At 31.8% G+C, this 24,228-nt stretch carries 16 protein-coding genes; 10 read left to right on the top strand and 6 right to left on the bottom strand.

The window, feature by feature from the left end; genetic code table 11:
• Positions 1 to 86: 86 nt before the first annotated feature.
• Entirely contained in the window at positions 87 to 1,181 is a 1,095-nt protein-coding gene (locus EGI22_RS03195; protein ID WP_255066358.1) for a hypothetical protein, read from the bottom strand.
• Positions 1,178 to 1,801 (bottom strand): ATP-binding cassette domain-containing protein, encoded by a 624-nt coding sequence (locus EGI22_RS03190; RefSeq protein ID WP_255066357.1) that lies wholly within the window; start codon positions 1,799 to 1,801, stop codon positions 1,178 to 1,180. Before EGI22_RS03190 ends, EGI22_RS03195 begins: the two co-directional genes overlap by 4 nt.
• 110 nt (positions 1,802 to 1,911) lie before the next feature.
• On the opposite strand from EGI22_RS03190, the gene EGI22_RS03185 reads away from it, so the two are divergent.
• Together EGI22_RS03185 and EGI22_RS03180 are read left to right on the top strand one after the other, a co-directional pair.
• Positions 1,912 to 2,331, top strand: a complete 420-nt coding sequence (locus tag EGI22_RS03185; protein ID WP_255066355.1) for a hypothetical protein — start codon at positions 1,912 to 1,914, stop codon at positions 2,329 to 2,331.
• A gap of 66 nt (positions 2,332 to 2,397) precedes the next feature.
• Positions 2,398 to 2,721: a hypothetical protein gene (locus tag EGI22_RS03180; protein WP_255066354.1), complete on the top strand. Its 324-nt coding sequence runs from the start codon at positions 2,398 to 2,400 to the stop codon at positions 2,719 to 2,721.
• On the opposite strand, the gene hemN is transcribed toward EGI22_RS03180, so the two are convergent.
• Positions 2,714 to 4,084: an oxygen-independent coproporphyrinogen III oxidase gene (gene hemN, locus EGI22_RS03175; RefSeq protein WP_255066353.1), complete on the bottom strand. Its 1,371-nt coding sequence runs from the start codon at positions 4,082 to 4,084 to the stop codon at positions 2,714 to 2,716. The genes EGI22_RS03180 and hemN overlap by 8 nt on opposite strands.
• Before the next feature lie 92 nt (positions 4,085 to 4,176).
• On the opposite strand from hemN, the gene aroQ reads away from it, so the two are divergent.
• On the top strand, positions 4,177 to 4,590 hold the full coding sequence (aroQ, locus tag EGI22_RS03170; RefSeq protein WP_255066351.1) for a type II 3-dehydroquinate dehydratase: 414 nt from the start codon (positions 4,177 to 4,179) through the stop codon (positions 4,588 to 4,590).
• Positions 4,591 to 4,635: 45 nt separating this feature from the next.
• Here the strand turns inward: aroQ and EGI22_RS03165 are convergent, their stop codons facing one another.
• Both EGI22_RS03165 and EGI22_RS03160 read right to left on the bottom strand, forming a co-directional pair.
• The gene (locus tag EGI22_RS03165; RefSeq protein WP_255066350.1) at positions 4,636 to 6,087 is read right to left on the bottom strand and encodes a TlpA family protein disulfide reductase; all 1,452 of its coding nucleotides are present in this window, start codon (positions 6,085 to 6,087) and stop codon (positions 4,636 to 4,638) included.
• A 70-nt stretch (positions 6,088 to 6,157) separates the two neighbouring features.
• Positions 6,158 to 7,588 (bottom strand): TlpA family protein disulfide reductase, encoded by a 1,431-nt coding sequence (locus tag EGI22_RS03160; RefSeq protein WP_255066349.1) that lies wholly within the window; start codon positions 7,586 to 7,588, stop codon positions 6,158 to 6,160.
• A 238-nt stretch (positions 7,589 to 7,826) separates the two neighbouring features.
• On the opposite strand from EGI22_RS03160, the gene EGI22_RS03155 reads away from it, so the two are divergent.
• Positions 7,827 to 8,417, top strand: a complete 591-nt coding sequence (locus EGI22_RS03155) for a YdcF family protein (protein ID WP_255066347.1) — start codon at positions 7,827 to 7,829, stop codon at positions 8,415 to 8,417.
• An 86-nt stretch (positions 8,418 to 8,503) separates the two neighbouring features.
• Here the strand turns inward: EGI22_RS03155 and pfkA are convergent, their stop codons facing one another.
• Positions 8,504 to 9,478 carry a 6-phosphofructokinase gene (pfkA, locus tag EGI22_RS03150; RefSeq protein WP_255066346.1) on the bottom strand — a complete coding sequence of 325 codons (975 nt, stop codon included), beginning with the start codon at positions 9,476 to 9,478 and terminating at the stop codon, positions 8,504 to 8,506.
• A gap of 615 nt (positions 9,479 to 10,093) precedes the next feature.
• Here pfkA and EGI22_RS03145 point away from each other — a divergent pair.
• The 6 genes from EGI22_RS03145 to EGI22_RS03120 all read left to right on the top strand — a co-directional run bounded on the left by EGI22_RS03145 (position 10,094) and on the right by EGI22_RS03120 (position 23,993).
• Positions 10,094 to 12,592, top strand: coding sequence for a T9SS type A sorting domain-containing protein (locus EGI22_RS03145; protein WP_255066344.1), 2,499 nt, complete (start codon positions 10,094 to 10,096; stop codon positions 12,590 to 12,592).
• 83 nt (positions 12,593 to 12,675) lie between these two features.
• Positions 12,676 to 15,375: a DNA gyrase/topoisomerase IV subunit A gene (locus EGI22_RS03140; protein WP_255066342.1), complete on the top strand. Its 2,700-nt coding sequence runs from the start codon at positions 12,676 to 12,678 to the stop codon at positions 15,373 to 15,375.
• Positions 15,302 to 16,582, top strand: coding sequence for a carboxypeptidase-like regulatory domain-containing protein (locus EGI22_RS03135; RefSeq protein WP_255066337.1), 1,281 nt, complete (start codon positions 15,302 to 15,304; stop codon positions 16,580 to 16,582). Before EGI22_RS03140 ends, EGI22_RS03135 begins: the two co-directional genes overlap by 74 nt.
• A gap of 5 nt (positions 16,583 to 16,587) precedes the next feature.
• On the top strand, positions 16,588 to 17,685 hold the full coding sequence (nagA, locus tag EGI22_RS03130) for an N-acetylglucosamine-6-phosphate deacetylase (protein WP_255066336.1): 1,098 nt from the start codon (positions 16,588 to 16,590) through the stop codon (positions 17,683 to 17,685).
• Between the two features lie 284 nt (positions 17,686 to 17,969).
• Complete coding sequence (locus EGI22_RS03125) at positions 17,970 to 23,660, top strand: CotH kinase family protein (RefSeq protein WP_255066333.1); 5,691 nt, start codon at positions 17,970 to 17,972, stop codon at positions 23,658 to 23,660.
• Between the two features lie 87 nt (positions 23,661 to 23,747).
• Positions 23,748 to 23,993, top strand: coding sequence for a hypothetical protein (locus tag EGI22_RS03120; RefSeq protein WP_255066329.1), 246 nt, complete (start codon positions 23,748 to 23,750; stop codon positions 23,991 to 23,993).
• The last annotated feature ends 235 nt before the right edge of the window (positions 23,994 to 24,228 follow it).

Below are 24,228 nucleotides of genomic sequence, written 5' to 3'. Positions count from 1 at the left end.
ATAATTAGATAATTACCATAGGGTTTGGCCACTTTTGACCTTTTCTTTTACTAACCATTTAACAATTTTTAACTTTTAACCTAATATTAATACTCAGAAGAATTAAAATATTTCAGATTAATAAAAATGGATAACAAAATAAAAATTACGCTTAGAAATAAAAGAGGAATCTTGAATAAAACAAGTATTAACAAACCTACAAATGCGAAAAAATACCATTGCATTTTTGATTCTTCACTAATGGTATTTACGTAAATAAATTGGTGAGAAAGAAAGAGAAGTGAAATAATAAAAATGAGCCATGAGAAATTAAAAAAAACAGAAATCCCAATTGGCTTTTGCATTAAAAAAATGAAAAACTCAGGTACAATTATTATTAAATATCCCGACATTACATAACCATTCCTGACCAAAAAAGACAAAGGTAAATTTCTATAAAACTGAAGATATTTATGCTTAAAATAGACCCATTCTGACACTATTTTTAAATGTGCCGCAGCAATTATTACAGCAAACATCCCAAAAAGTCTTTTATCATATTCGTCTGTTGGAAAAAGCCAAATAACGAAAAGCAAACTCAAAATACTAAAAGCTTTGGATAGCAATAGCAAAATTGGTTCTTGAACCAAAAGGTAATTTGGATAAAATAATAAGTAGGGCTTGGGGAATTTCAACTGAAATGAAAAAATATTTGTTAGCTTATTTTCTTTTTCAGGATGACTGAGGGTTCTTTTTTCAAAAATAAATACCCCAAAAATTATCAATATAAAATTTACTAATAGTATAGCTCCAACAGTAAAGTAACTCATTTGAAGTGCACCCATAATAGCCATAAAAACGGCATAAGAAAAGGTAAGCTGAATAAGTGAAAATTGAACAATAAACCAAATCCAAATTCTCTTCCTAAAAGGCAAAAGTCTGATATTAAATAAAAACCAAAAATCAGGCTGATTTAAAGTTCTAAGCACAAAAAGATAAGTTTTGAAAGCATAAAAGGACCATCCTAGAAAAATGAAACTTAAAATATACCAAGATTTTAATGCAGACTTTACAAAAGTTTTGTGTTCTTGTCCACTCAAAAAACCAAAAGAAAAAAGGATTACTACTAAAATAAACAATGAATTTTTTCGGTAGTAATTCCAGATAATAGACTTTTGAAAAACCAACAAAACCTCTTTCATTTTTTCACAATGATTTTATTGTCAACAAAATACAATCCGTCTACATGGAGCTTGGAAGGCACCAAATCTTGATGTGAAGAAAGAAAAAAATTGACATTATGGCTTTCTCGCAATTCCGAAATTTTGTTATACAATTTTTCTATCGAGGCGGCATCTATTAATATGAAAGGCTCGTCCAAAATTATCAAAGTTGGATTTCCCAAAAAACCAGAAACAAGCGTAATTTTCTTTAACATCCCACTCGAATAGGATCCGATTTTTTGTTCCCAATATTCATTTATCCCAAAATGCTCAGCTAATTCTTCCATTTGTCTAACCGAAGCTTTTTTGGCGTATGCAATGAACTTTAGGATGTCCTTTCCTGAAACAAAATCTGGATATTTCGGTTCTGCTTCGGAGTAATTTACTAAAAACTTACACTCTTTTTGACTTGGCAACAAACCTCTAAAAAGCATCTTTCCTTCAAAAGGTGTGATTCCTGCCAATGATTTAAAAAAAGTTGACTTTCCCGAGCCGTTTTTGCCAACAAACCAATGTATCCCCTCTACTATTGACAGTTCAGGAATATCTAATACCAAATGTTGATTATATTTTTTAAGGTAATTTTTAACTTCTAACATAGATACTGACAAATAAGTGGCTTAATGGTAATAGGTTTTGATTTTTGGGGCCTAAAAAAATATTTGGTCTAAAAATTGTAAATAAACTCTTAAGTACCCAAAATAACCAAATGATTAAATTTTTTACAATTTTAATGGTCTTAATGACCACTCTATTTACTTTTTTGACAGGAAAACGAACAAGTAATACAAATATTCAAAAAAAACATCTTAAAAATTCAGTAGATACATCACGAGTATTTTATTATTCTTTTAGCAAAGAAAAAGTTGTTGATTTAAAGGAAACAACCAAAAAGCCATTAAATGAGAAACTTATTGTTAAAAGCGGTGCAAAAGTAGTTTTAGAAGCCCCCATTTTTTATGCAAATGCTTTGTACTTGTGGGAAGGACCGGCAGGTTTTAGATCTTACTCACCTAACGTTCATTTTGATAAAGTAGAACAAAGTGATAGCGGAATTTATACAATTTCAGTAAAAAAAGGAAACGGTTCTGTGGCTGGACAAATAGAATTACTGGTTTTAAATAATTAAGCCCAAAAGTTTGATTTTCCAAATACCCGAATTTATTATTAAATTTGAAGATATTTCAAACAATTTATGATCATCATAAAAGGTGTAAAACTTCCGAGAATAGGCGGCATAGCTTTGTGGCCTTTTATAATTCTCAGAGCCAAAACACCTGGAAAAGTTATTATAAACCACGAAAGAATCCACCTACGGCAACAACTGGAATTACTTATTTTACCTTTTTATCTTTGGTATTTGACCGAATGGCTTCTACTTCTAATTAAGTATCGAAACCTATATGAAGCCTACATGCATATAAGTTTCGAAAAAGAAGCATATAGCAATGAATCTGATCTAAAATACCTAAGGAATAGGCCTTTCTGGAGTTTTCTTAAATATTTACAAATCAGATAGTTTGAGAAAATAGTTTTTCAGTTTTTTGATTTCTCTGCAAATATTGATCAAAAACCATACAAATATTCCTAACAAAAGCTCGTTCCAGAACCTCGATTCCGTCATTTTTAAGCACTAATATTCCGTCTCTCTCCATTTCCTTGAGTTCATCATAAATCTCATCTGAATCTATCTTTACTAATTCCTCAGCAGTCCATTTGGTATTAAAGTGGCACATAAGATTTAAAATTTGTTTTCTCACAAACAAATCAACTTCTGATAAAATATGACCTTTTTCCAAAGATAAATTCCCTTCAAAAATCTCTCTTTTATAAACTTCAATATCCTTGCTATTTTGTGCAAAAGCCCCCCAGATATCACTAATAGATGACGCACCAAGACCTATCATGGCTTTTGAAGATTGAGTGGTATAGCCCATGAAATTCCTATGAAGTTTATTTGCTTCCATAGCTACAAAAAGCTCATCGCCCGGCAAAGCAAAATGATCCATCCCGACTTCAAAATAACCAGCCGATTCGAACATTTCAAGACCAGCTTCATAAAGAGCCCGTTTTTCGCTCGGTGATGGCAAATCTTGTTCATCAAAACCTCGCTGACCGTTGCCCTTTATCCAAGGCACATGGGCGTAGGAGTAAAACGCGATTCTATCAGGTTTTAATTCAAGTGTTTTTAATATAGTATTTTTTATAGATTCCATTTTTTGAAATGGCAAACCAAAAACTAAATCGTGGCTTACGGAAGTATATCCAATCTTTCTGGCTAATAATGTAACATTTTCAACCGCCTCAAAAGGTTGAATTCTGTGTATAGCTTTCTGAACAATCGGGTCATAATCTTGCACACCAAAACTTACCCTTCTAAAACCCAAATCAAATAACGCTTGCAAATGTTCCTCTGTGGTATTGTTTGGGTGTCCTTCAAAACTAAAAATAGGACTTTCGTCTATATCGCTTTTTTCAAGGATTTCATTTATTAAACTTCCTAAATTTTGGGCCGAAAAAAAACTCGGTGTTCCTCCTCCCAAATGAATCTCTTTTATATTCGGTTTGTCTTTTAAAAGATCAACATACATTTGCCATTCGGCCAAAACCGCCTGAATATAAGATTCTTCTACACCATGATTTTTCGTAATTCTTTTATGGCAAGCACAAAAAGTGCAGAGGCTTTCGCAATATGGCAAGTGTATATAAAGGCTCAAACCATTTAATTGTATCTCTGCTTTTCCATAATCTAGTAATCCTGATTTCCACTTCTGCGAAGAAAAATTTACGACATCCCAAAAAGGAACTGTAGGATAACTGGTATATCTAGGACCCGCCACATTATATTTTTCTATGCGTTGAAGTTTCGCTTCTGTATTCATTCCAATCAATTTTTGACAAAATTATCTCTACCTAATGGATATATTTTATGATATTTGTCAATCAAACCTAAAATATTTTTTTTAAAGCAAAAATGAAATTAATAATAATAAATGGCCCAAACCTCAACTTATTAGGTAGAAGAGAGCCAGAAATATACGGCAGTCAGAGCTTCGAGGATTATTTTTTAGAATTAAAAGAGAAATTCAACACTGTTGATTTAGAATATTTTCAGTCGAACCACGAAGGAGAAATTATCGACAAAATACATGAAATTGGTTTCACTTATGACGGTATAATTCTTAATGCTGGCGGCTTAACACACACATCAGTTGCACTTGCTGATGCTTTGGGAGGTGTAAAAACACCTGCCGTGGAAGTGCATATTTCAAATATCCATGCTCGTGAAGAATTTAGAAAACATTCTTATTTAACGCCAAAATGCAAGGGTTTGATAACTGGCCTTGGCCTTAAAGGCTACGCACTAGCCATTCAATGGTTTTTATAAATATTCAGTTTTATTCCAAAAAAAAGCCGGATTAACCGGCTTTTTTTATTTTTGTTGCTTTAAAGATTCTTGCTTTTTTTCATAAAAATTAAGGTAACCGACCAAATCATCCAGTGGTACTCTTTTACCAATTATTTTCTTTTCACTATCCAAAACAAAAATGGTAGGCGTAACATAAACGTCATATTTCTTTTTGAAATCGTATCTAAGTTTTGAGTCTAAGACATTAATCAACTTATCTGTTTTATACTTTTTTATAAACTTTTTAGTTTCTTTAAGTTCCTCCACGGGCTCAAAAACTTCATGAACGCCTACATGGAAAACCTCTATGCCTTTACTTTTATTCTCTTCATAAAATTTCACTAGCTGTGGTGCATGATCTTGACAGTGTCCACAATTATATCTATAAAAATAAACTATTGTATATTTTGCTTTTACATCATACAAGTTAACGTCTCTTCCAAGTGTATCTTGTAATATCAAAGGTGGCATGATATTCCCAGTTTCAATAGGCTTCAGTGTCTCCACTCGTTCCTTGAACTTAGCTCTCTGAGTGCTATCCAACCAATCGGCATCTTTTAAATAATAGTTTTCAGCCAAATGAATAAAAACGCCATCAAGACCCACTATATCAATGTTTTCATACTTATTGGTAATCATCCAAAGTGCGTAACGATAAACATCTTTCTCTTTTTTAGAAAGCTTCAATACTCTGTCAGCATCAACTACGATTGAATCTTTCACTTGGTAAACCAAGTCCTTAAAATATTTTTCGATTTTAGTTTGTAAAAATGGGGTGCGGAGCATTCTTTCATCCGAAAAATCCAGATTATCGAAAAATTTATTTTTGTATTGTCTAAACATAAATGTGGAATCCTTTTTTCCATTGGCCAAAAGGGGAATCTCTTTTGGTAATTCAGGTTCCATGTTTGCTTTAATTATTTTGGCTGCAAACATACCATCATTCTCTTTTACTGTGTTTTTCATATAAGCTTGCACCTCTTCTTGCAAAGCTTTCATTTTTACTTTTATTTCCTTTACTTCGGTTGCCCCTTGAGCACTAGCCATTTCTTTCTGAACTGCCGACGCATCTTTTGATTTCTCTTCGATATATTTTCTATAAGAATAAAGAAGTTCGTTTTCACTTGAGCCTTTAAACTTAACAGTTCCCATAAAATCAGCAGTATCCGCTTCAATAAAGAACTCTTTCTCCGTTCCACTTACCAGTATATCATAATATTTTGACGGGGAAAGTACAATAACATACATACCACCTTTTAGCGGCTCGGAACCTCTAAAGTCCGCTACACCATTTTTTACAATTGCTGAATCTGCTTTAAGAAATTGATTTCCATAATAATTTGCCAATTGCACGCTTTTATTCTCTTCCAATCCCTTGATTTTAACAGAAATATGGTAAGCATCTTTTTGCTGGGCATATGAATTTCGAAAACTGAAGGTTATTGTTAAAAAGATAAAAAATCTTAGGGTATTCATAATATAAAAAAATGGGTTGTATCGATTATCCTTAAATACGAATAAAGCCGGATTAACCGGCTTCTTCTTTTCATTTAGTTTTTAAAGAATCTTGTTTCTTTTCATGAAACTCTATAAACTTATTAAATTCTTCAATAGGAATTCGTTTTCCTAAGATTCGTTTCTCGCTGTCGAGGATATAACTCGTAGGTGTAGAATAAATGTCAAACTTATTTCGAAAATAGTATCTCCCTTTGGCATCCCAAAGATTCTTCATTTTACCTGTTTTATAGGTAGTTATGAATTTTTTAATTTTCTCCAAATCATAATCTACCGCAACATTGAGTATCTCTATACCCTTGTCCTTGTTTTCGTCATAATATTTCACAAGCTCTGGTGCGTGATCTTTACAATGGCCACAGTCTGGGCTATAAAAATAAACAATGGTATATTTTGCTTTGATTTTATCGAGAGGCTGTTCCATACCCAAAGTGTCTGAAAGTATCAAGGCAGGCATTATTTTGCCAGTTTGAATTGGCTTCAGTATATCTACTCTTTCTTTAAACTTCGCCCTTTGGGTACTGTCCAACCAGTCTGCATCTTTAAGATAGTAGTCTTCAGCTAAATGTATAAATACGCCATCTAAACCTACGATATCAATGTTTTCGTATTTGTTTGTAGTCATCCAAAGCACATATCTGTAAACGTCTTTGTTCTGTTTCGACAGTTTCAAAACCTTGTCTGCATCAACAATGATGGAGTCAGTAACTTGATAAACTAAATCTTTAAAATATTTCTCTACTTTAGACTGGATAAATGGCGTGCGAAGCATTCTTTCATCCGAGAAGTCTATATTGTCAAAAAACTTCTTTTTGTATTCTCTAAATAAAAATGTGGAATCACGCTTTCCATTGGCCAACATTGGAGCTTCCTTTGGTATTTCAGGTTCCATATTAGCCTTTATGATTTTTCCTGCAAACGTAGAACCATTGTCAATAACTGCTTTTTTCATATAGGCAGTAACTTCTTCTTGCAGATTTTTCATTTTGGTTTTAGACATTTCTGCTGAAACCGGATCTTTTTGAATTTGCATGGTTTTTTGAATCACCATTGCTTCTTCTGATTTATCAGCAAGGAATTTCCTGTAGTTAAATAAAATATCATTTTCTTTAGAGCCAGTAAATTTTACTGATTTTATAAAATCGGTGGTATCGGCTTCTACACTGAACTCAGACTCATTGCCGCTTACTACTATATCGTAATATTTAGCTGGAGATAATACAATTAAATATATCCCGCCTTTTAAAGGCTCAGCTCCTCTGAAGTGCAAAACCCCATTTTCGGCTTTAGCCGAATCCACTTTCAAATATTGATTATAACCATAATAATGAGCCAAATGAACATATTTATCAGGAGTAATTCCGTTCATTTTTACAGAAATATGATATCCTGTCTTATCTTGTGCGGAAATCTTAAAAAGAAACAAAGAGAAAAATAATACAAGCCAAAAAGATTTTTTCATATAGTGTTTTTTTTCGCAAATTTAAAAAAAATTAAATTTTGATTTTAAAATTTAACAATTCATTATGTTTTTTATTTTTTCTAAAACTATCTCATTTATTGTAAAACCATTGGGCTTTCTATTTTTAATGATTCTACTCCAATTATACATTAAAAATCATACCAAAAGAAAACGACTTACTGTCTTTATTCTTGTATATCTCTATATATTTTCATGCCCAGTTATTACAAACGTTTTTATGTCAAACTTAGAAGTTCCAAATCTAGACATTACTAAAGTGAATAACTATCAAATCGGTGTGGTTTTATCAGGAGGTTTTGTAAATGAATCTAAAAGTACCAACCAAAACCTATACCTTGGCAATCAAGCTGATAGAATATGGCAAGCTGCAGAATTGTATAAATTGGGCAAAATCAAACAAATATTGATAACAGGCGGCGACGGTTTTAACAAGAAAGATGCAGAATATATCTACGAAAACGATAAAGGAAAAGATTTTTTGATAAAATGTGGAGTATCGCCCGAAGATATCATTCAAGAAAAAGAATCTGTAAATACCTATGAAAATGCATTATTTTCTTCAAAAATAATTAAAAATAAAACAGAAAAAGTATTGGTAATCACTTCCGGTTTTCATCTTAAAAGAGCTTTGGCATGTTTTAGAAAACAAAATATTATTTGCGACGGTTATCCTACTTCTCCAATTAGCAAAAACAGCAAAGTAAAATGGATAGATTTTTTCCCAACGCTAAACAGTTTCCATGATATGGACTTTTTGGTAAATGAATATATTGGAATATTAGTTTACAAAATATTTGGATATATTTAAACAATTAGCTTTTTATCTAATAACATCATAAGTTAAAAAAAAATCTCCAAAACGAATTTGGAGATTTTAATTTTATAAGCTAATAATCAAATACTTAAAATATGTACCATTCTTAAAAGGTCATCATGAATTGGCTTTTGTTTTTTAATGGTATCAATAAACGGCGTATAAACTAAGTCATTGTTTACTATTCCGGCCATTACGTTTTTGTAGCCTTTCATTAAACCTTCTACAGCTGCCAAACCCATTCTCGACGCAAGGATTCTGTCATATTGTGTAGGCGAACCACCTCTTTGGATATGACCTAAAGTAGTAACTCTTATATCTAATTTATCTCCTACCTGCTCTTTTATTTTTTCTGCAATTTCTGCAGCATGACCTTCTTCATCACCCTCAGCGACAACTACAATAGAGGATGACTTTGATCTTGTCCAACCTTCTTTCAATGTACTTACCACTTTTTTCAAAGGTGTATGTGTTTCAGGCACCATCACAATTTCAGCTCCACCACCTATGCCAGACTGTATAGCAATATAGCCAGAGTCTCTACCCATCACCTCAATGAAAAATATCCTATCGTGCGAGTCAGCAGTATCTCTGATTTTATCAATCGCCTCCAAGGAGGTGTTCACTGCTGTATCAAAACCAATGGTGTAATCTGTGCCATAAAGGTCGTTGTCAATAGTTCCAGGACATCCGACCGTTGGAATTTGGTATTCATTATAAAAAACCTCAGCTCCCGTAAAAGTCCCGTTACCACCTATAGCCACCAATCCTTCAATATTATTGGCCATTAAGTTTTCGTAAGCTTTTTTACGACCTTCAGGCGTCATAAACTCCTTACTACGAGCAGATTTCAATGTAGTGCCTCCACGCTGAACTATATTACTAACTGATTGTGAGGTCATTTCAAAAATATCCCCCGAAATCATTCCATTATATCCTCTTCTAATTCCATAAACTTCAATGCCATGATAGATAGCTCCACGCACCACCGCTCTTATACACGCATTCATTCCTGGAGCATCGCCACCCGATGTAAAAACAGCTATTTTTTTCATTAATACTTTCGTCTAATAGTTTTATTAAAAGCAAAAATAAGGAGATTTATTAAAACCGAAAAACTTAATTTTATTTTGTACGAATAGTTTTTGGAAATACTTTATTCTGAATATTTCGATTTTGCAAAATATTATTAGAATAGTGATAAAAATGGAGAATTTTGGATTTTACCGATAGTTAAGATTTGAAAATAATGATTGTTTATAAATTTCAATTAAATTAATTTTATAAAATTATCTAAACCTAAAAAAAACATGACAAAATACACATTACTTTTTTTATTTTTTTTAATCTCCAAAATATCAAATGGACAGGAAAAATTAAGCAACCTTAAGTACTTTGATTCGTATCAAAACAAGTCTTTAGTTTATTCTTTTAAAAATGACACTTTAATAGGAGGAAGCTTCTATAACATAAAGTTTGGAAGTCAATTTGAATATTATTTTTTTAAATATCAAAATAATGAAAATATCAAAATAACCCTCCCAAATGATTTATTAAAAGAATATTTGAATATAAATAGTACTAAAAAATTTGGTCTAGACTCTTTTGATGTGGTATTAAATTCGAATATAAATATTAATTATTGGATTAGAATAAACTATAAGACGGGGGTGAGTAGAATAATTAGAAAGGTTGAAAATAAAGAGAAAATATATTACGACTTTTCATTTTACAAAGATGGCATCGCCTCATTTAAAAACGATTCTTTGTTTTATATTAATGAAAATGAAGATAGCCTTTTCAAAATCTCACCATATTTTGCAACAACTGCTCAAATATTCGAATCCCCTTATCCAATATCTAGAAAAATTACTGAAACCGAATTTTCTATTATATACCAAAGAAAAATAAACATTGAAAATGTTTTATACGACCTAAAAGATCCTATAGGCGGTTATAAAACCATTTTCTATAAGGGAGACTACCTAAGCTATTCAGACACTACAATTTCGAAATTATCTAAAAAAAATAATACCTTGGAAGACTCTATTATTTTTAGAGGTAATAATATTATAATGCAAAATACAAATGATATTCTTTTTCAATCAACAGAAAATAGTAAAATAGTTTATTATAAAATAGAAAATAATAAAATACAACCTATTGAAGAACAATTCTCACCTTTAAAATATGGTGGACAGGGTTGGGAAGATGGTCAAATAAAAATCAAAAATGGTTACTCCCCTTTTACAGGAGGAGGTTTTGTAAATTATACTTTTGTGGTAAATCTTTCTGACAATTCTTATTACAATATTTCTGAATTATCAAGCTTCCAATATAAAGGTTTAGGATTACAAGATGCTTTTTTATCAAAATCAAAAACATCGAATGGCGTAACGATTATTCATACCTATAGTAATAAATCAAGTGACAATGAAGGTTTTTTATCATTTGACACCAATGAATTTACTTGGGAATTTAGCTCATATAAAGTATTAAAAAAACTATCGCCTGAGACTTTTTTAGTACTGAATAATAAAGATGAATTTGGGAAATTCGACAATAAACTTAGCATTTTCACAAAATATTCATCAATTGTTTCTAATCCCTTAAGGGACACTATATTTACTGATTTTTCTAATTATTCGAAATCTAGCGGAATATTACAGTGTGGAAAAGAAAAAATAATAGTAGAATTATTCAACAACCCTTTTGAACTTACTTATGAAAAAGAAAAAAACGCAAAAAAAGTTGAAATAAACTATAATTTCAAAAAATATACTTTAACAAGGGATAGTATAATTGCATGGAGTCTGGATAAGGAATACACTATTGCAGAAAATAGGCTTTCAGTCAAAAATTCATTGTATTTTTTTAAAAAATATCAAGACACTCTTTGGTTTTATAATTCTAATACAAAAAAATCGGAATTTATTATCGATGGAATTAAAAGCAATCAGCACTCTCTTAACTTATTTTATTTAGAAAATAACGAAATTCAAATTTTAGTTGATCAAACACTGTTAATATTAAAAGACAAAAAAGTAGTAAAATTCAGACTGCCCGAATATGCGAAATTTTTCCATTTCCAATACTTAATAGACTCCAATGAGCTTTTCTTTCTTTATCTAATTAGTCGTTTTAGCTCTATTTCAGAAAGGTATTCAACTTTTAAATCGTGTAAAGTATCTGATAATATCCTTAAAGAATTTACATTTAAAAGCGATCCCAATATCTCTTTTTTTAATGGAATTGGAATATCATCATTTAATTCTTCCAAAATCATAATAGATTTAAAAAAAGAATCGGTAAAAAATGTATTTAGTGGAGTGACTGGTGGACTAAATCTAAATTTCGTTTATCAATGGAAAAACTTTCAATTATTTTTTGAGAATTCGAGCTATGATAAAACCACATTAAGAATTTTAAACTCCCAAACTAATAGGAATATAAATTTTCATATTCCTGGTTCTTCAAGCTTTAAATATTTGTGGGCTGAAGACGAATTTGTATATTATTTAAATGGGAGACTAGATGAAATTTTCAGATTGAATTTGGAAAATTTTGAAATATCCAAACTCCAAGAAAAGATCAAAACCACTTCACAAAAGTACCATGCACTTATCATAGAAAAAGAAGATGGATTTTACCTTGTTTCAACTGACCTTAATAAAATCTATACAAATATTAATTTCTTTTATGGAAATGACTTTTATGAATTCCCTAATTTCGACATAGATGGAAATAAAGAATTTGTATATTTCCTAATTTTAAATTCAAATCATCCTCAGTTGTATAAAACTGAAAATTTACCAAAAAGGATTAATTCTTTAAAATGGATTGTTACAGAAACGATAGATGCTAATGAGCTTTATTCTTTAGAAGAATTTGTCATTTCAGTTTTTCCAAACCCGGCATATGAAAAGGTAAAAATAATTTCTAATCAAGCAATAAAAAATATTGAAATCTTTGACATGCATGGAAAACAATTATTAAATAAACCCATCATCCTAGATTTAGGATATCAGGAACCTTTAATAGTAAACAACCAAACAGCAAGTAATGAAATAAATGCCTTATTATATGGCAAAAATTCTCAAATATTTTTAATAAAATTTACTTTTCAAGACAATTCCACTTATTTTAAAAAGTTGATATCTATTTATTAAAACTATTTTTTGCATTTAAATATTACCCTTAAAATCCATATTTTCCTTATATTTGCCTAAAGTGAATTTATGGATTTTAAAAGATGAGTGACGAGAACCCGAACTACGACCCTACTCAGCAAAATGAGGTAATTGATGACATGTTTGAGAAGTATTTTCTAGAATATGCTTCTTATGTAATTCTTGAACGTGCTGTGCCCGCTGGGGAAGACGGCCTTAAACCTGTGCAAAGAAGATTACTCCATGCTCTTAAAGAAATGGACGACGGCAGGTTTAATAAAGTGGCCAATGTGATTGGTTCAACCATGCAATTTCACCCACATGGTGATGCCTCTATCGGTGATGCCATCGTAAATATTGGTCAAAAAGAACTTTTGCTTGATATTCAAGGCAACTGGGGTGATATCCGTACTGGAGACTCAGCTGCCGCTCCTAGATATATAGAGGTTCGACTTTCGAAGTTTGCCCTTGAGGTACTTTTCAACGAAGATACCACAGAGTGGCAGATGTCATACGATGGAAGAAAAAGAGAACCAGTAACACTCCCAGCTAAATTTCCTTTGGTACTTGAAATGGGCGTCGAAGGTATAGCGGTTGGACTTTCGACCAAAATCCTTCCGCATAATTTTATTGAACTATGCAATGCTTCAATAAAATATCTTAAAAAAGAGCCATTCGAATTATACCCTGACTTTTTAACTGGCGGTCAAGTAGACGTGAGCAACTACAACGACGGTGCCAGAGGCGGCAAAGTGAAAATGCGGGCCAAGATTGTCGAAGTTGACAAAAAAACGCTTAAAATAACTGAAATACCGTTTTCAACTACCACAGGAAGCATTATTGAATCCATAATAAAAGCCAATGATGCAGGTAAAATAAAAATCAAAAAAGTAGAAGACAATACAGCAAGAGATGTCGAAATTTTGATTCATTTGGCACCGAATACTTCCACCGATATTACGATAGACGCACTTTATGCATTTACAAACTGCGAAATGTCAGTTTCGCCAAATGCGGTAGTGATTATAGATCAAAAACCTAGGTTTTTAGGGGTTTCAGAAATATTGAGAAGTTCTACTGACCAAACACTTTTTTTACTAAAAAGAGAGCTTCAGATTCGGAAGGCGGAGTTAATGGAGAAATTGCTTTACAGTTCTCTTGAAAAAATATTTATTGAAAATAGAATTTATCGAGATATAGAGGAGTGTGAGACTTTCGATGCAGTTATTGAAACCATAGATGCTGGCTTAGAGCCTTTTAAGAAGGATTTTTACAGAGAAATTACGCGTGAAGATATATTAAGATTGACCGAAATCAGAATTAAGCGAATTTCTAAATTTGACGGTTTCAAAGCAGACGAATTGATGCGACGTTTGGAGGAGGAATTATTAGAAGTTGAAGATAATCTAAACAACATCGTTAGATATACCGTCAATTTCTTTGCTGATTTGATAAAAAAATACGGAAAAGGTAGAGAAAGAAGGACTGAAATCACGCAGTTTGGTGAAGTGCAAGCTGCCATAGTAGCCGCAAATAACCAAAAACTTTATGTTGACAAAGTAGGTGGTTTTGTAGGCTATGGTCTTAAAAAGGACGAATTCATAATGGAATGCTCTGATATTGATGATATTATAGTTTTTAGAGCCGATGGAAAACTCTCCGTAGTGAAAATCCAAGAGAAGGTTTTTGTTGGAAAAGATATCCTTTATTGTGCTGTTTTCCGAAAAAATGATGAACGTAGAATATATAATGTAATATATCTAGATGGAAAAACAGGCAGAACTTTTGCTAAACGATTCGCTGTAACGGGAATCACTAGAGACAAAGAATATGATATTACCAAAGGATCACCAAGATCTAAAATTTTGTATTTTTCTGCAAATGAAAACGGAGAAGCTGAAACAGTTACAATAAATTTAACAGCAAGTTCTACTGCTAAGAAAAAGATTTTTGACTTTGATTTCTCGGAATTACTGATAAAAAATCGATCAGCTATGGGCAATTTAGTTACCAAATATTCCGTTAGGAAAATTGCCTTTAAAACAGCAGGCAAATCAACCCTCGGTGGCGTAGACATTTGGTACACCACCGCACTTGGAAGACTCAACAAAGACGAACACGGTCAATATTTAGGTAATTTCGGTGCAACAGATAAGATATTGGTTATTTACAAAACTGGTGAATATGAGTTGACAAACTTTGAACTTACCAATCACTATGACCCTCGTCAGGTTCATACAATTGCCAAGTTTGACGAAAAAAGAGCAGTTTCGTGTATTTATTATGATGGTGACCAAAAAAATTATCACATTAAAAGATTCTTAATAGAAACCTCAACTTTGGATAAAAAATTCTTGTTTATCACAGATCATAATCGCTCTGAGATTTTGATGGTTTCTTATGAGAAAAAACCGAGAATTGAGGTAAAATTTAAGAAACTGAGAAAATCTGACGCAGAGACTTCACTTTTCAAAGTGGAAGAAATGATAGAAGTAAAAGGATGGAAAGCTTTAGGAAATAAGCTAGTATATGACAAAATTATTGATATCAAAATCTTAGAACCTGAGATAGAAGAAGAGGAAGATGAGGATGTTGAAGAATCAGTTTTGGAAATGAACAATGAAGACATTGAAGAAAACGAGGAAGAGTTGAATGTAGAAGGCGAAGAAGAAATAAAAGATGCTGATACAGAGAAAAAATTTACGAATATTGAATTACCTTCTGAAGATAAACCCAAAGGTGGCGAAGCTGCACATGACGGGGAGCAATTGGGCTTGTTTTGATTTCAAAGCATGCTTTTGGTTTTTATTTGTGTTTCTGGCATTTGTGCAATTGGGATATACTCAAGGAGGTTATTTTGTGGCTAAAGGCAAGATTTTGGAAAAAGGGACCGATTCTCCATTAAATGAAGCCTACATCTGCATTCCGAGCACAGGTTATGGCACTGCTCCTAATCTTGATGGAGATTTTATATTTCAGTTCCCAAATTTAAGTTTAGATTCTACTGTCATAGTTTCACTTATTGGCTACAAAAGCGAGACATTTTTGGCTTCAGATTTAAAGAAAGAAAACAATACTATTTACCTCGAAAAACAAGAATTGTTTAATGGAAACTATGGTTTGTCTGACGTAAATATTATGCTTCGAGCAGCTCTAGACAGCATTCATGTAAACTATTCTACATCGCCATATTACCAAAACGGTTTTTATCAGGAAATAATCTCATTGCCAACCATAGGCCCTATAAAAGTAAATGAAGGTGTTTTAAGAGTAGAAAGATTTCCAAACCTAAAAGATAAACCAGAAAAGGTAAAACTATTAAGAGGCAGAAGAATTGAATGGCGAGGGCAAACTCAAAAAATAGAAGGTTGGGGATTTCAGAATGGTTCTGATTTGGTTTGTAGGTCTTTGGAAAACAGCCTACCAGATTTCTTAGAAAGAAAAAAACTTAATGATTACGATTTTAGACTTGACTCTGTAATGATAAAATATGAGGATTTGTCATTATTCATCATACATTTCACGCCTAGAAAAAGTAAATTGAAAGGAGCAAAAGAAGGAACTATCTATCTCGAACCTGAAACCAAGGCAATTGTAAGAATAGAGTATAGATTAACACCAAATGGCTTAAAGGATTTGATAGACTCAAACGCAGGACCTGTTAAAATTAGAGGTAAAGAAACAAGCGTAGTATTTCAATATAGAAAGTTTAATAAAAAATGGTGTTTGCAGGAATCTCGGGTAAATTTCGATATAAATTTTGAGGACAAATTAGATGGAAAGTATAAAATAGATTCACACATTTTGATGCGGTATGTGGCATTTGAAAACCTGAACCTTATAAAATCAAATATATTCCCAAATGAAATTTTGCTGTCTACCAATAATTTCGCTGTCTCAAATTCTGTTAATTATGAATATTGGGCACCTTACAATTATCTTTTGAGTTCTGATGAAGCAAAAAATCTTTCGAGTTTTTTAACAAAATAGCCGAAATGAAAAATATAACATGTAAAAAACTATATACGCCAAATGAAGTTTTAATAAACCAAAAGATTTGGATTGAAAATGGTCTAATTTCAAAAATAGAACATCTTAACAGTGATGAAATTGCTGAATTTGAGAACCTCGCTCCTACTCTTATCGATTTACATATTAATGGTGGCGAGCAGTTTCATTTCACCCAAAAACCTGAAAGGGAAACATTAATAGATATAGAGTTTTCGGCAAAGAAAAATGGCGTTGGTTATGTTTTACCTACATTGATAACTTCTTCGATTGACAACATTTTCAGAGGTTTAGAAACTATAAAAAATTATTGTAAAGAAAATCCAAATTCAGGTGTTTTGGGAATGCACCTTGAAGGTCCTTTTCTATCCATTAAAAAACGAGGTGCACATCTTGAAAAATACATTAAAAAACCAGACAATCAAACACTTAGAGAAATCATAGACTTTGGTGGTGAAAGTCTTAAAATGATAACTATTGCTCCTGAGAATTTTACGAATGAACAAATACTGATGTTACTTGAGTCAGGCATAAAAGTATCACTAGGGCATTCAAATTGCACTTTTGAAAGAGCAAAAGAAGCGTTTGGATTGGGTGTGAATTTGGTCACCCACTTGTTCAATGCTATGTCGCCCTTCACGCACCGAGAACCTGGCCTTGCGGGAGCTTCTTTGTCTAACAATCAGGTTTTTACACCTCTAATCCTTGACGACGTACATGTAGCAACGGATGCAGCGAGGCTGGCTTTTAAGCTAAAAAAAGAAAAAATGTTTTTAATATCAGACGCACTTTTCCAAAACCACAAAAAGGAAAGGTTCCAATGGGAAGAGTTTGATGCATTTATAACAGATGGAAACTATATGAATTCGGATGGAAATCTTGCAGGTGCAACAATATCACTCGCAGATGCTGTCAGAAACGCTAAAAATTGGTTAAGTGTAGATACAAAATATGCATTAAAAATGGCAACTGAAATTCCAGCAGAAGTTATGAACTTTAATATAGGAAAAATTGAAGTTGGTGCAAAAGTTAAGTTTAGCTGTTTTAATGATGATTTAGAGGAATTTCAATATATTGAAATATAATTTTCAATAAATTCTGAAAATACAATTTATACAGTACAAAAAGAAAATTCTTTACCTACCTTTAAATTTTGGAATAATTTTTGATGTTAATGTTTTAGAAATAAGAAACTTAATTGATTCTATTTAAAAAACCATTTAATAAAAAAGGTTGCATATGGAATGTAGCTTTTGATTCTTAAACTATTTTAGAGCTTTCCAAAAAAAATAAAACTCAAAAGAAATTTTGTTTGGAAGCTTATATGCTAAAACGTTTACTATTCATATGCTTATTTTTTAGTTACAATTTGACTACTGCTCAGATAGTAATAAATGAAATAATGGCCTCTAATTCAAAGACAATCCAAGATAATGTTGGTGAATTTTCAGATTGGATTGAATTATTTAATACAAGTAACGCTCCTGTGAACTTAAACGGCTATTATTTAAGCGATAATCCCGAAAAAATAACAAAGTTCCAACTTAGCTCTACAAATGGAAATTTGACCATTCCTGCCAAGGGTTTTATTTTAATTTGGTGTAGCGGAAATACAAAAAACGGAGATAATCATACCTCATTTTCACTCTCATCTGAAGCGGAATTTATTATTTTGACTAAACCAGATGGAAAAAATATACTTGACAATATTGAATTTAAAAACCAAAGAACAGATATTTCATTTGGTAGAACTCAAGATGGTGGAAATCAATTAAAATATATCCAGAAAGCTAGTCCAAATCAATCAAACAATAATATCCCATTTTTTATAGATGCACTTTCAGAACCTGTTTTTTCTAAAAAAGGAGGTTTTTATGAAACCAATTTTTCTTTAACACTTTCGCATCCAGACCCAACAGTAAAAATCCTTTACACTTTGGATGGTTCTATTCCCAAAAAAGAAAGCTTGGGTGGCAAAACCTATTTTTACAAAAATCAATATCCTGAAAAACCAGGACAAGCAGATGGCGAACTTTTGGAAGGGCATTTTGAAACTAAAACGTATGAAAACAGCACAATAGAAGTCAAAAAAAGAAATCAGGAAGTAAATAAAATTAGTCAAATCTCATCTACTTGGCACTTTGACCCATATTATATTCCTAAGTCACCCATCGCAAAAGCGACTGTTGTAAGAGCTGTAGCTATAAAAGAAGGGTATCTAGAAAGTAAAATAATTGCCCAAACTTATTTTCTTGACAATAATGGCCCAAAAAATCCAGCTTTTGATTTAGTATCTTTAAATATCCAAGAAGATTTCCTTTTTGATTTTAACAAAGGACTCTACAATGCCGGAAAAGCATTTGAAGAGTATAGGATTCAAAATCCAAATGTTACGGCGGAATTTTGTACCCCAGGAAATTTCTCCAATGAGGGAATTGACTACGAAAAACCACTAAACTTCGAACTTTTCAGGAATCAAAACCAAGAAATAAACCAAAACATAACGTTCAAAATCCATGGAGCTTGCTCAAGAAGTAATCCTTACAAAAGTCTGAGAATATATGGATCCAATCAATTTGACAAATTTCCGTTAATCAAAAGAAATAACGATTTAAAACTTGAAAATATTCTTCTCCGAAACACCGGAGATGATTTCAATAACGGCATGATACGTGATGTTTTCATACATGATTGGCTGCACCACTTTAAATTTGGCTCTCAGGCTTCACAACCCACTTTGGTTTATTTAAACGGAGAGTATTGGGGTGTACAAAACATAAGAGAAAGAATAGATAAATACTATTTGAATGAACACTATGGCGTTAATATTTACAATATTGACTTAAAAAAAATAGTTTGGAATGGCCCTGATGAAATAGAATATGGCGATGATATCCACTATAAGCAAATGATGAATTTCTTAGAAACTACAGACTTGACCGTAAAAGAAAACTATGAAAAAGCCATTACTTTTTTGGATCCAGAAAGCTTGATAGATTACCAAATTGCAGAGATTTTTGTTGGTAATATTGATTGGCCACAAAACAATGTAAGGCTCTGGAGAAACAAGACACCTGAATATGCACCATTTGCACCCAAAGGCATGGATGGCAGATGGCGATATTTGTTTTTCGATGCTGACAAAAGCCTTGGCATGATAATAAATGCGGAAGATGATGCCTTTGAAGTAGCATTAAATAAAGAGGAAAATTTTATTTTTAGAACCTTCATAAAAAATGAAACATTTAGAAAACAATTCATCCTTCGTTTTCAAGATCATTTAAACTCTACTTTTCTCAAAGAATATTCTACTTCGGTTTTCAAAGAATTTAGAGACAAATATCGACTTGATATTGAAGACCATATCTCACGTTGGAAAACAGTTGAAAACCTTAGCACTTGGGAAAACAACTGTAATGTTATAGAAAACTATATCAGCCAAAGGGCTGAAAGTATGCGAAGATTCTTAAAAAACAGGTTTTCTCAAACTCAAGAAAATATACTTAGTGTTGCTTCTATTGATAATTCTATGGGATTTGTAAAAGTTAATTCCTTAGATATTAATGTTGATCAACCTGGCGTTTTAATAAAAAATGATGGAAATTGGGAAGGAAAATATTTTCAATCAATACCTTTAACCCTAACTGCAAAACCAAAACCTGGGCATCGGTTTTTGTATTGGGAACATGAAAATCAAAAAATTACGGATAGTGTTTTGGTAGTAATTTTAAACAAAAACGAAAAATATGTAGCGTATTTTGAGCAATCTGAATTTATAACTCAATTAAATACTCCAGCAAGTTCTCTAATAGATTGTGGATATTATTTTGAAGAATGGAGTTCGTTTTCTTCAGCTGGATCAACCCCACCAAATGCTAGGTTCGTATTTTTAAATCAAAAAGAGCCAGAAGAAAGTGCAACAATAGCTGGCTTCACAAAAGGAACTTTTGACCAAGACAGTAAAACCAGAGTTCGGGGTTTGGAAAGCGAAGGTATTTCGTTTGTAAATACAAGCGGACCGTCAGAAAACACTGGATATCCTTATAATCAACTCGGTGGAATGATAATCGCCGTAAATACAAAAGGAATAGACTCAGCCTGGGTGAGTTGGACAGCAAAAACTATAGAAGTAGGTGAACGTAAATACGGTATAAAACTATATTACAGAATAGGTGATTCGGCAGAATTTGTTGAAATTGATAAAAATCAAACCTATTTAGGAAATAATATAAAAGGTCATTTAGAAAATTTTCTAAAAATTCCAATTCCTAAAGGTGCAATTGGGAAAGAATATGTACAGTTTTTTTGGAAATATTATTACACAGGAGTTGGCAAAAGTGGACCCAGAGATGAAATTGGCCTTGACGATATAATTTTCACCACCAATTTTGATAAGACAACTTCAGGCAGTTTTGTCAATTCTGAGAATAATTTAAGACCGAAATGGTCATTCATTGAAAATAATTTAAAACTTCAAAACAATGAATTCAAACTAAATTCTGGAAATTTTGGAAGTGTAAGACCAAAAAATCCATTCATTGAATCAAAGAAACTCGAAATCTGTGGTTCTGAAAAATTAAAGATTACAGCTTCAGGTTGTATAAATGGAACTATTTTTTGGTCAAATGGCGAAATCGGGAGAGAAATTGAGGTTTCGGAAGGCGAATATTATGCTTACTGCAGTGCAAGTTGTGGAATTTCAGAAAATTCTAATTCTTTAAAAATAAAACGCATAGAGAAACTAAAAGGCCCTGAATTAGAGAGTAACAAAGAAATAATTTGTTTAGGTGAGGCCGTTACTTTAATTGCAAATTCGTGTGATGGAATCGTAAATTGGTCGAATGGTTTATCTCAAAGTAAAATAACCGTAAAACCATTAGAAAATACTTCATATTCAGCCACTTGCGAAGCCAATCAATGCCAAAGTGAACTTTCTAATCCAATAAATATTTCAATTGGCAAACCTAATATATTAAAAATCCAATCTTCCTCAAATAAACTATGTTTGGGTGAAAGTACCTTTTTAACGGCTCCACAATGCGATGGAACAGTGGAATGGGATAACGGAAATTTTGGAGAAACAATAAAGTTTACGGCGAGCAAAGTTGGTGAAACTATCTTTAGAGCAAGATGTAATTCATTCTCAAAAACTTGCACCGGCGAATGGTCTGAGCCTATTTATTTTTCAATTCCGGAAAAATTAACAACTCCAGATGTTTTATCTGAATTATATGTAGATTGCTCTTTTGAATCAACCGATTTAAATCTTGCACTAATTGACAGCACTAAAAACTTAAGCTTCGACTACATATTTTACAAAAAGGATGATCAAAAATCAGCTCCTCTTTCAAATACAAAGAATGTTGAATCTGGGAGTTATTATGTATACAAGAAAAACGCAATTGGCTGTTTTTCAAAACCAGCAAAAATCAATATTATCACAAAAAACTGCGAATCAAAAATTGGCAAAGGCGATATTGGAATATATTTAAAATCTGATAAATCAAAACTTATCCCATCAGATTCTATTGAAATCAAACTCATTATCAAAAATAATGGAGACCTAAAGTCAAAAAATATTCTTTCAAAGGTCCCGATTCCAGAAAATTTAATAGTTTTAAATAATTCTCAAAATTCAAATAATGAATTAATAATAAACTCTTTAGAGTTAAACCCCAAAGATAGTCTTATTTACGATTTTAAAATTCTAGTCTTGAATTCAAGAGAAACAGAGTTGAATGCATACATCGAAAAGACTGATTTTAATGATTATAATTTAGAAAATAACATTTCCACATTAAAATTAGAAACAAACAATCCGTTGGGCATAAGTATAAATGAAGGTGAACTTAGACTTGTGAAAAATAATGTTTTTGAAAAGACAATTGAAATATTTTTAGAAAATACCAGCTCGAAGAATATTACCCCAATTCAATTGAACCTAAACCTCAATAAATATTTTCCAACATCTGCAAAATTTATAGAAGACAGTATAAAAATTGAAACAGAAAACAATTTGGTGGTAAACAAAAACTTTAAAGGCAATCTTGAAAACCAAAATGTTTTAGTTGATTCGCTAAGCCATTTAAAAGCTAAAAGTATTCACAAAATACGATTAAGCTTCCAAGTTGATTTATCAGAACCTGAGGATAAAACCTTTTTTATACAAGCGTCAGCTAACTCTTCAAATGTATATTCAGACCTGTCAACCAATGGCATAAATCCGGATCCAGACTATGATGGAAATGCAGACAACAACATGGAATTCACCCCTTTAAATTTTGAAAGTCAGGTACCAAAACCAGCGATTGCCATAGCTCAAGCAATTATAGACAGCAATCCGATTAGCATTTATGAACATGCGTTTACCTTTGCAGTTTTAGTAAAAAACATCGGCAAATCGAATCTGAAGAATGTAATAATCAAGAATAATTTAAGGGCAGTATTTGGTGAAAACAGTTTCTATTTTCTTAAAGAAAAAATTTCGAGTTCGAAAAATTCCGTTTTAATTCCTAACCAAACATTTGATGGAAACCAAAATATTGATTTTACTTTAGGTTCGGTTAACCTTGAGCTATTACCCAATCAAACGGATACACTTGTCTACACAATTCATGTGGGTAACCAAAATCTCGAAGGACCATTTTTTAGTTCGATAACTGTTTCAGCTTTAGATCTAAATGGAGAAGTGGTTTCAGATACTTCTAACAATGGTTTAGAAATAATACCTTTTTATTCTGACCCAACAGTTATTATATTCGAAAATATTTATCGCGACAAACCAATAGTGAGTGGTGGTATTTCACCTAACGATGATAATCAAAATGACGAGCTTAATATATTTATCCCAAATGGAATAAAAATTGAATACATGGATATTTACAATAGATGGGGTATTAAAATTGCCACTTTAAGTGAAGAAAACAGAGTCGGAAATAATATAAAATGGAAAGTGCAGAAAGAAATGACAAAAAGTGACACTGTTGAAACCTTGTATTATATTTTAAAAGAAGAACGTAATCCGATTCCAATTATCAACTATATTAGCGTTCAGCCATAATTTCGAAAAAAGTTATTGTAATTTTCAATAAAAATTGAAAATACAAAAAATATAGAAAATACAATAAATACAATATTTATAATAAATATGAATGATATTGAAAAAATAATTTCAGCTTTAAAATTTATAAAATCCAACAATTGGGAAGCTGCACACAATATTGCCCAATCAAAGGAAGGGCATCCGGATTATGATAGAATTCACGCTTTACTACACAGAATAGAAGGAGATGAATGGAATGCAAAGTATTGGTATAATCGATGTAAAATCCCTTTTCCTAAAATCAGTATTGAAGAGGAAATTGAGGAATTGGGTTTAATTTATAACAAATAAAAAATAATCAACTCGAGAATCTCTCCTAATCCTAAAAACTTTTTTTAGGTACCTTACCCCTTTTAATATCCTGCTTTAACTTAGCTTCTTCAAATACTTATTTTCTAGCAAATTCAAACCTAAAATCCATGACAAATGTCATTCAAAATACTGTATAGAGTATTTTTTATTATACTCTAATTTTTTGAATTTAATGACAAAATAAAGACTCTCTTTCCAAAATTTCCGTTTGCAC

The sequence above is a fragment of the Lacihabitans sp. LS3-19 genome, from assembly GCF_024343575.1.
Taxonomy (GTDB): domain Bacteria; phylum Bacteroidota; class Bacteroidia; order Cytophagales; family Spirosomataceae; genus Leadbetterella.
The sequence above is the reverse complement of the archived record's forward strand: the minus strand, read 5'-3'. Positions and strand labels throughout refer to the sequence as shown.

Excerpts from the sequence above, each read along its gene's own strand:
- EGI22_RS03195 (WP_255066358.1), bottom strand. The coding sequence starts at position 1,181 with ATGAAAGAGGTTTTGTTGGTTTTTCAAAAGTCTATTATCTGGAATTAC.
- EGI22_RS03190 (WP_255066357.1), bottom strand. The coding sequence starts at position 1,801 with ATGTTAGAAGTTAAAAATTACCTTAAAAAATATAATCAACATTTGGTA.
- EGI22_RS03185 (WP_255066355.1), top strand. The coding sequence starts at position 1,912 with ATGATTAAATTTTTTACAATTTTAATGGTCTTAATGACCACTCTATTT.
- EGI22_RS03180 (WP_255066354.1), top strand. The coding sequence starts at position 2,398 with ATGATCATCATAAAAGGTGTAAAACTTCCGAGAATAGGCGGCATAGCT.
- hemN (WP_255066353.1), bottom strand. The coding sequence starts at position 4,084 with ATGAATACAGAAGCGAAACTTCAACGCATAGAAAAATATAATGTGGCG.
- aroQ (WP_255066351.1), top strand. The coding sequence starts at position 4,177 with ATGAAATTAATAATAATAAATGGCCCAAACCTCAACTTATTAGGTAGA.
- EGI22_RS03165 (WP_255066350.1), bottom strand. The coding sequence starts at position 6,087 with ATGAATACCCTAAGATTTTTTATCTTTTTAACAATAACCTTCAGTTTT.
- EGI22_RS03160 (WP_255066349.1), bottom strand. The coding sequence starts at position 7,588 with ATGAAAAAATCTTTTTGGCTTGTATTATTTTTCTCTTTGTTTCTTTTT.
- EGI22_RS03155 (WP_255066347.1), top strand. The coding sequence starts at position 7,827 with ATGTCAAACTTAGAAGTTCCAAATCTAGACATTACTAAAGTGAATAAC.
- pfkA (WP_255066346.1), bottom strand. The coding sequence starts at position 9,478 with ATGAAAAAAATAGCTGTTTTTACATCGGGTGGCGATGCTCCAGGAATG.
- EGI22_RS03140 (WP_255066342.1), top strand. The coding sequence starts at position 12,676 with ATGAGTGACGAGAACCCGAACTACGACCCTACTCAGCAAAATGAGGTA.
- nagA (WP_255066336.1), top strand. The coding sequence starts at position 16,588 with ATGAAAAATATAACATGTAAAAAACTATATACGCCAAATGAAGTTTTA.
- EGI22_RS03120 (WP_255066329.1), top strand. The coding sequence starts at position 23,748 with ATGAATGATATTGAAAAAATAATTTCAGCTTTAAAATTTATAAAATCC.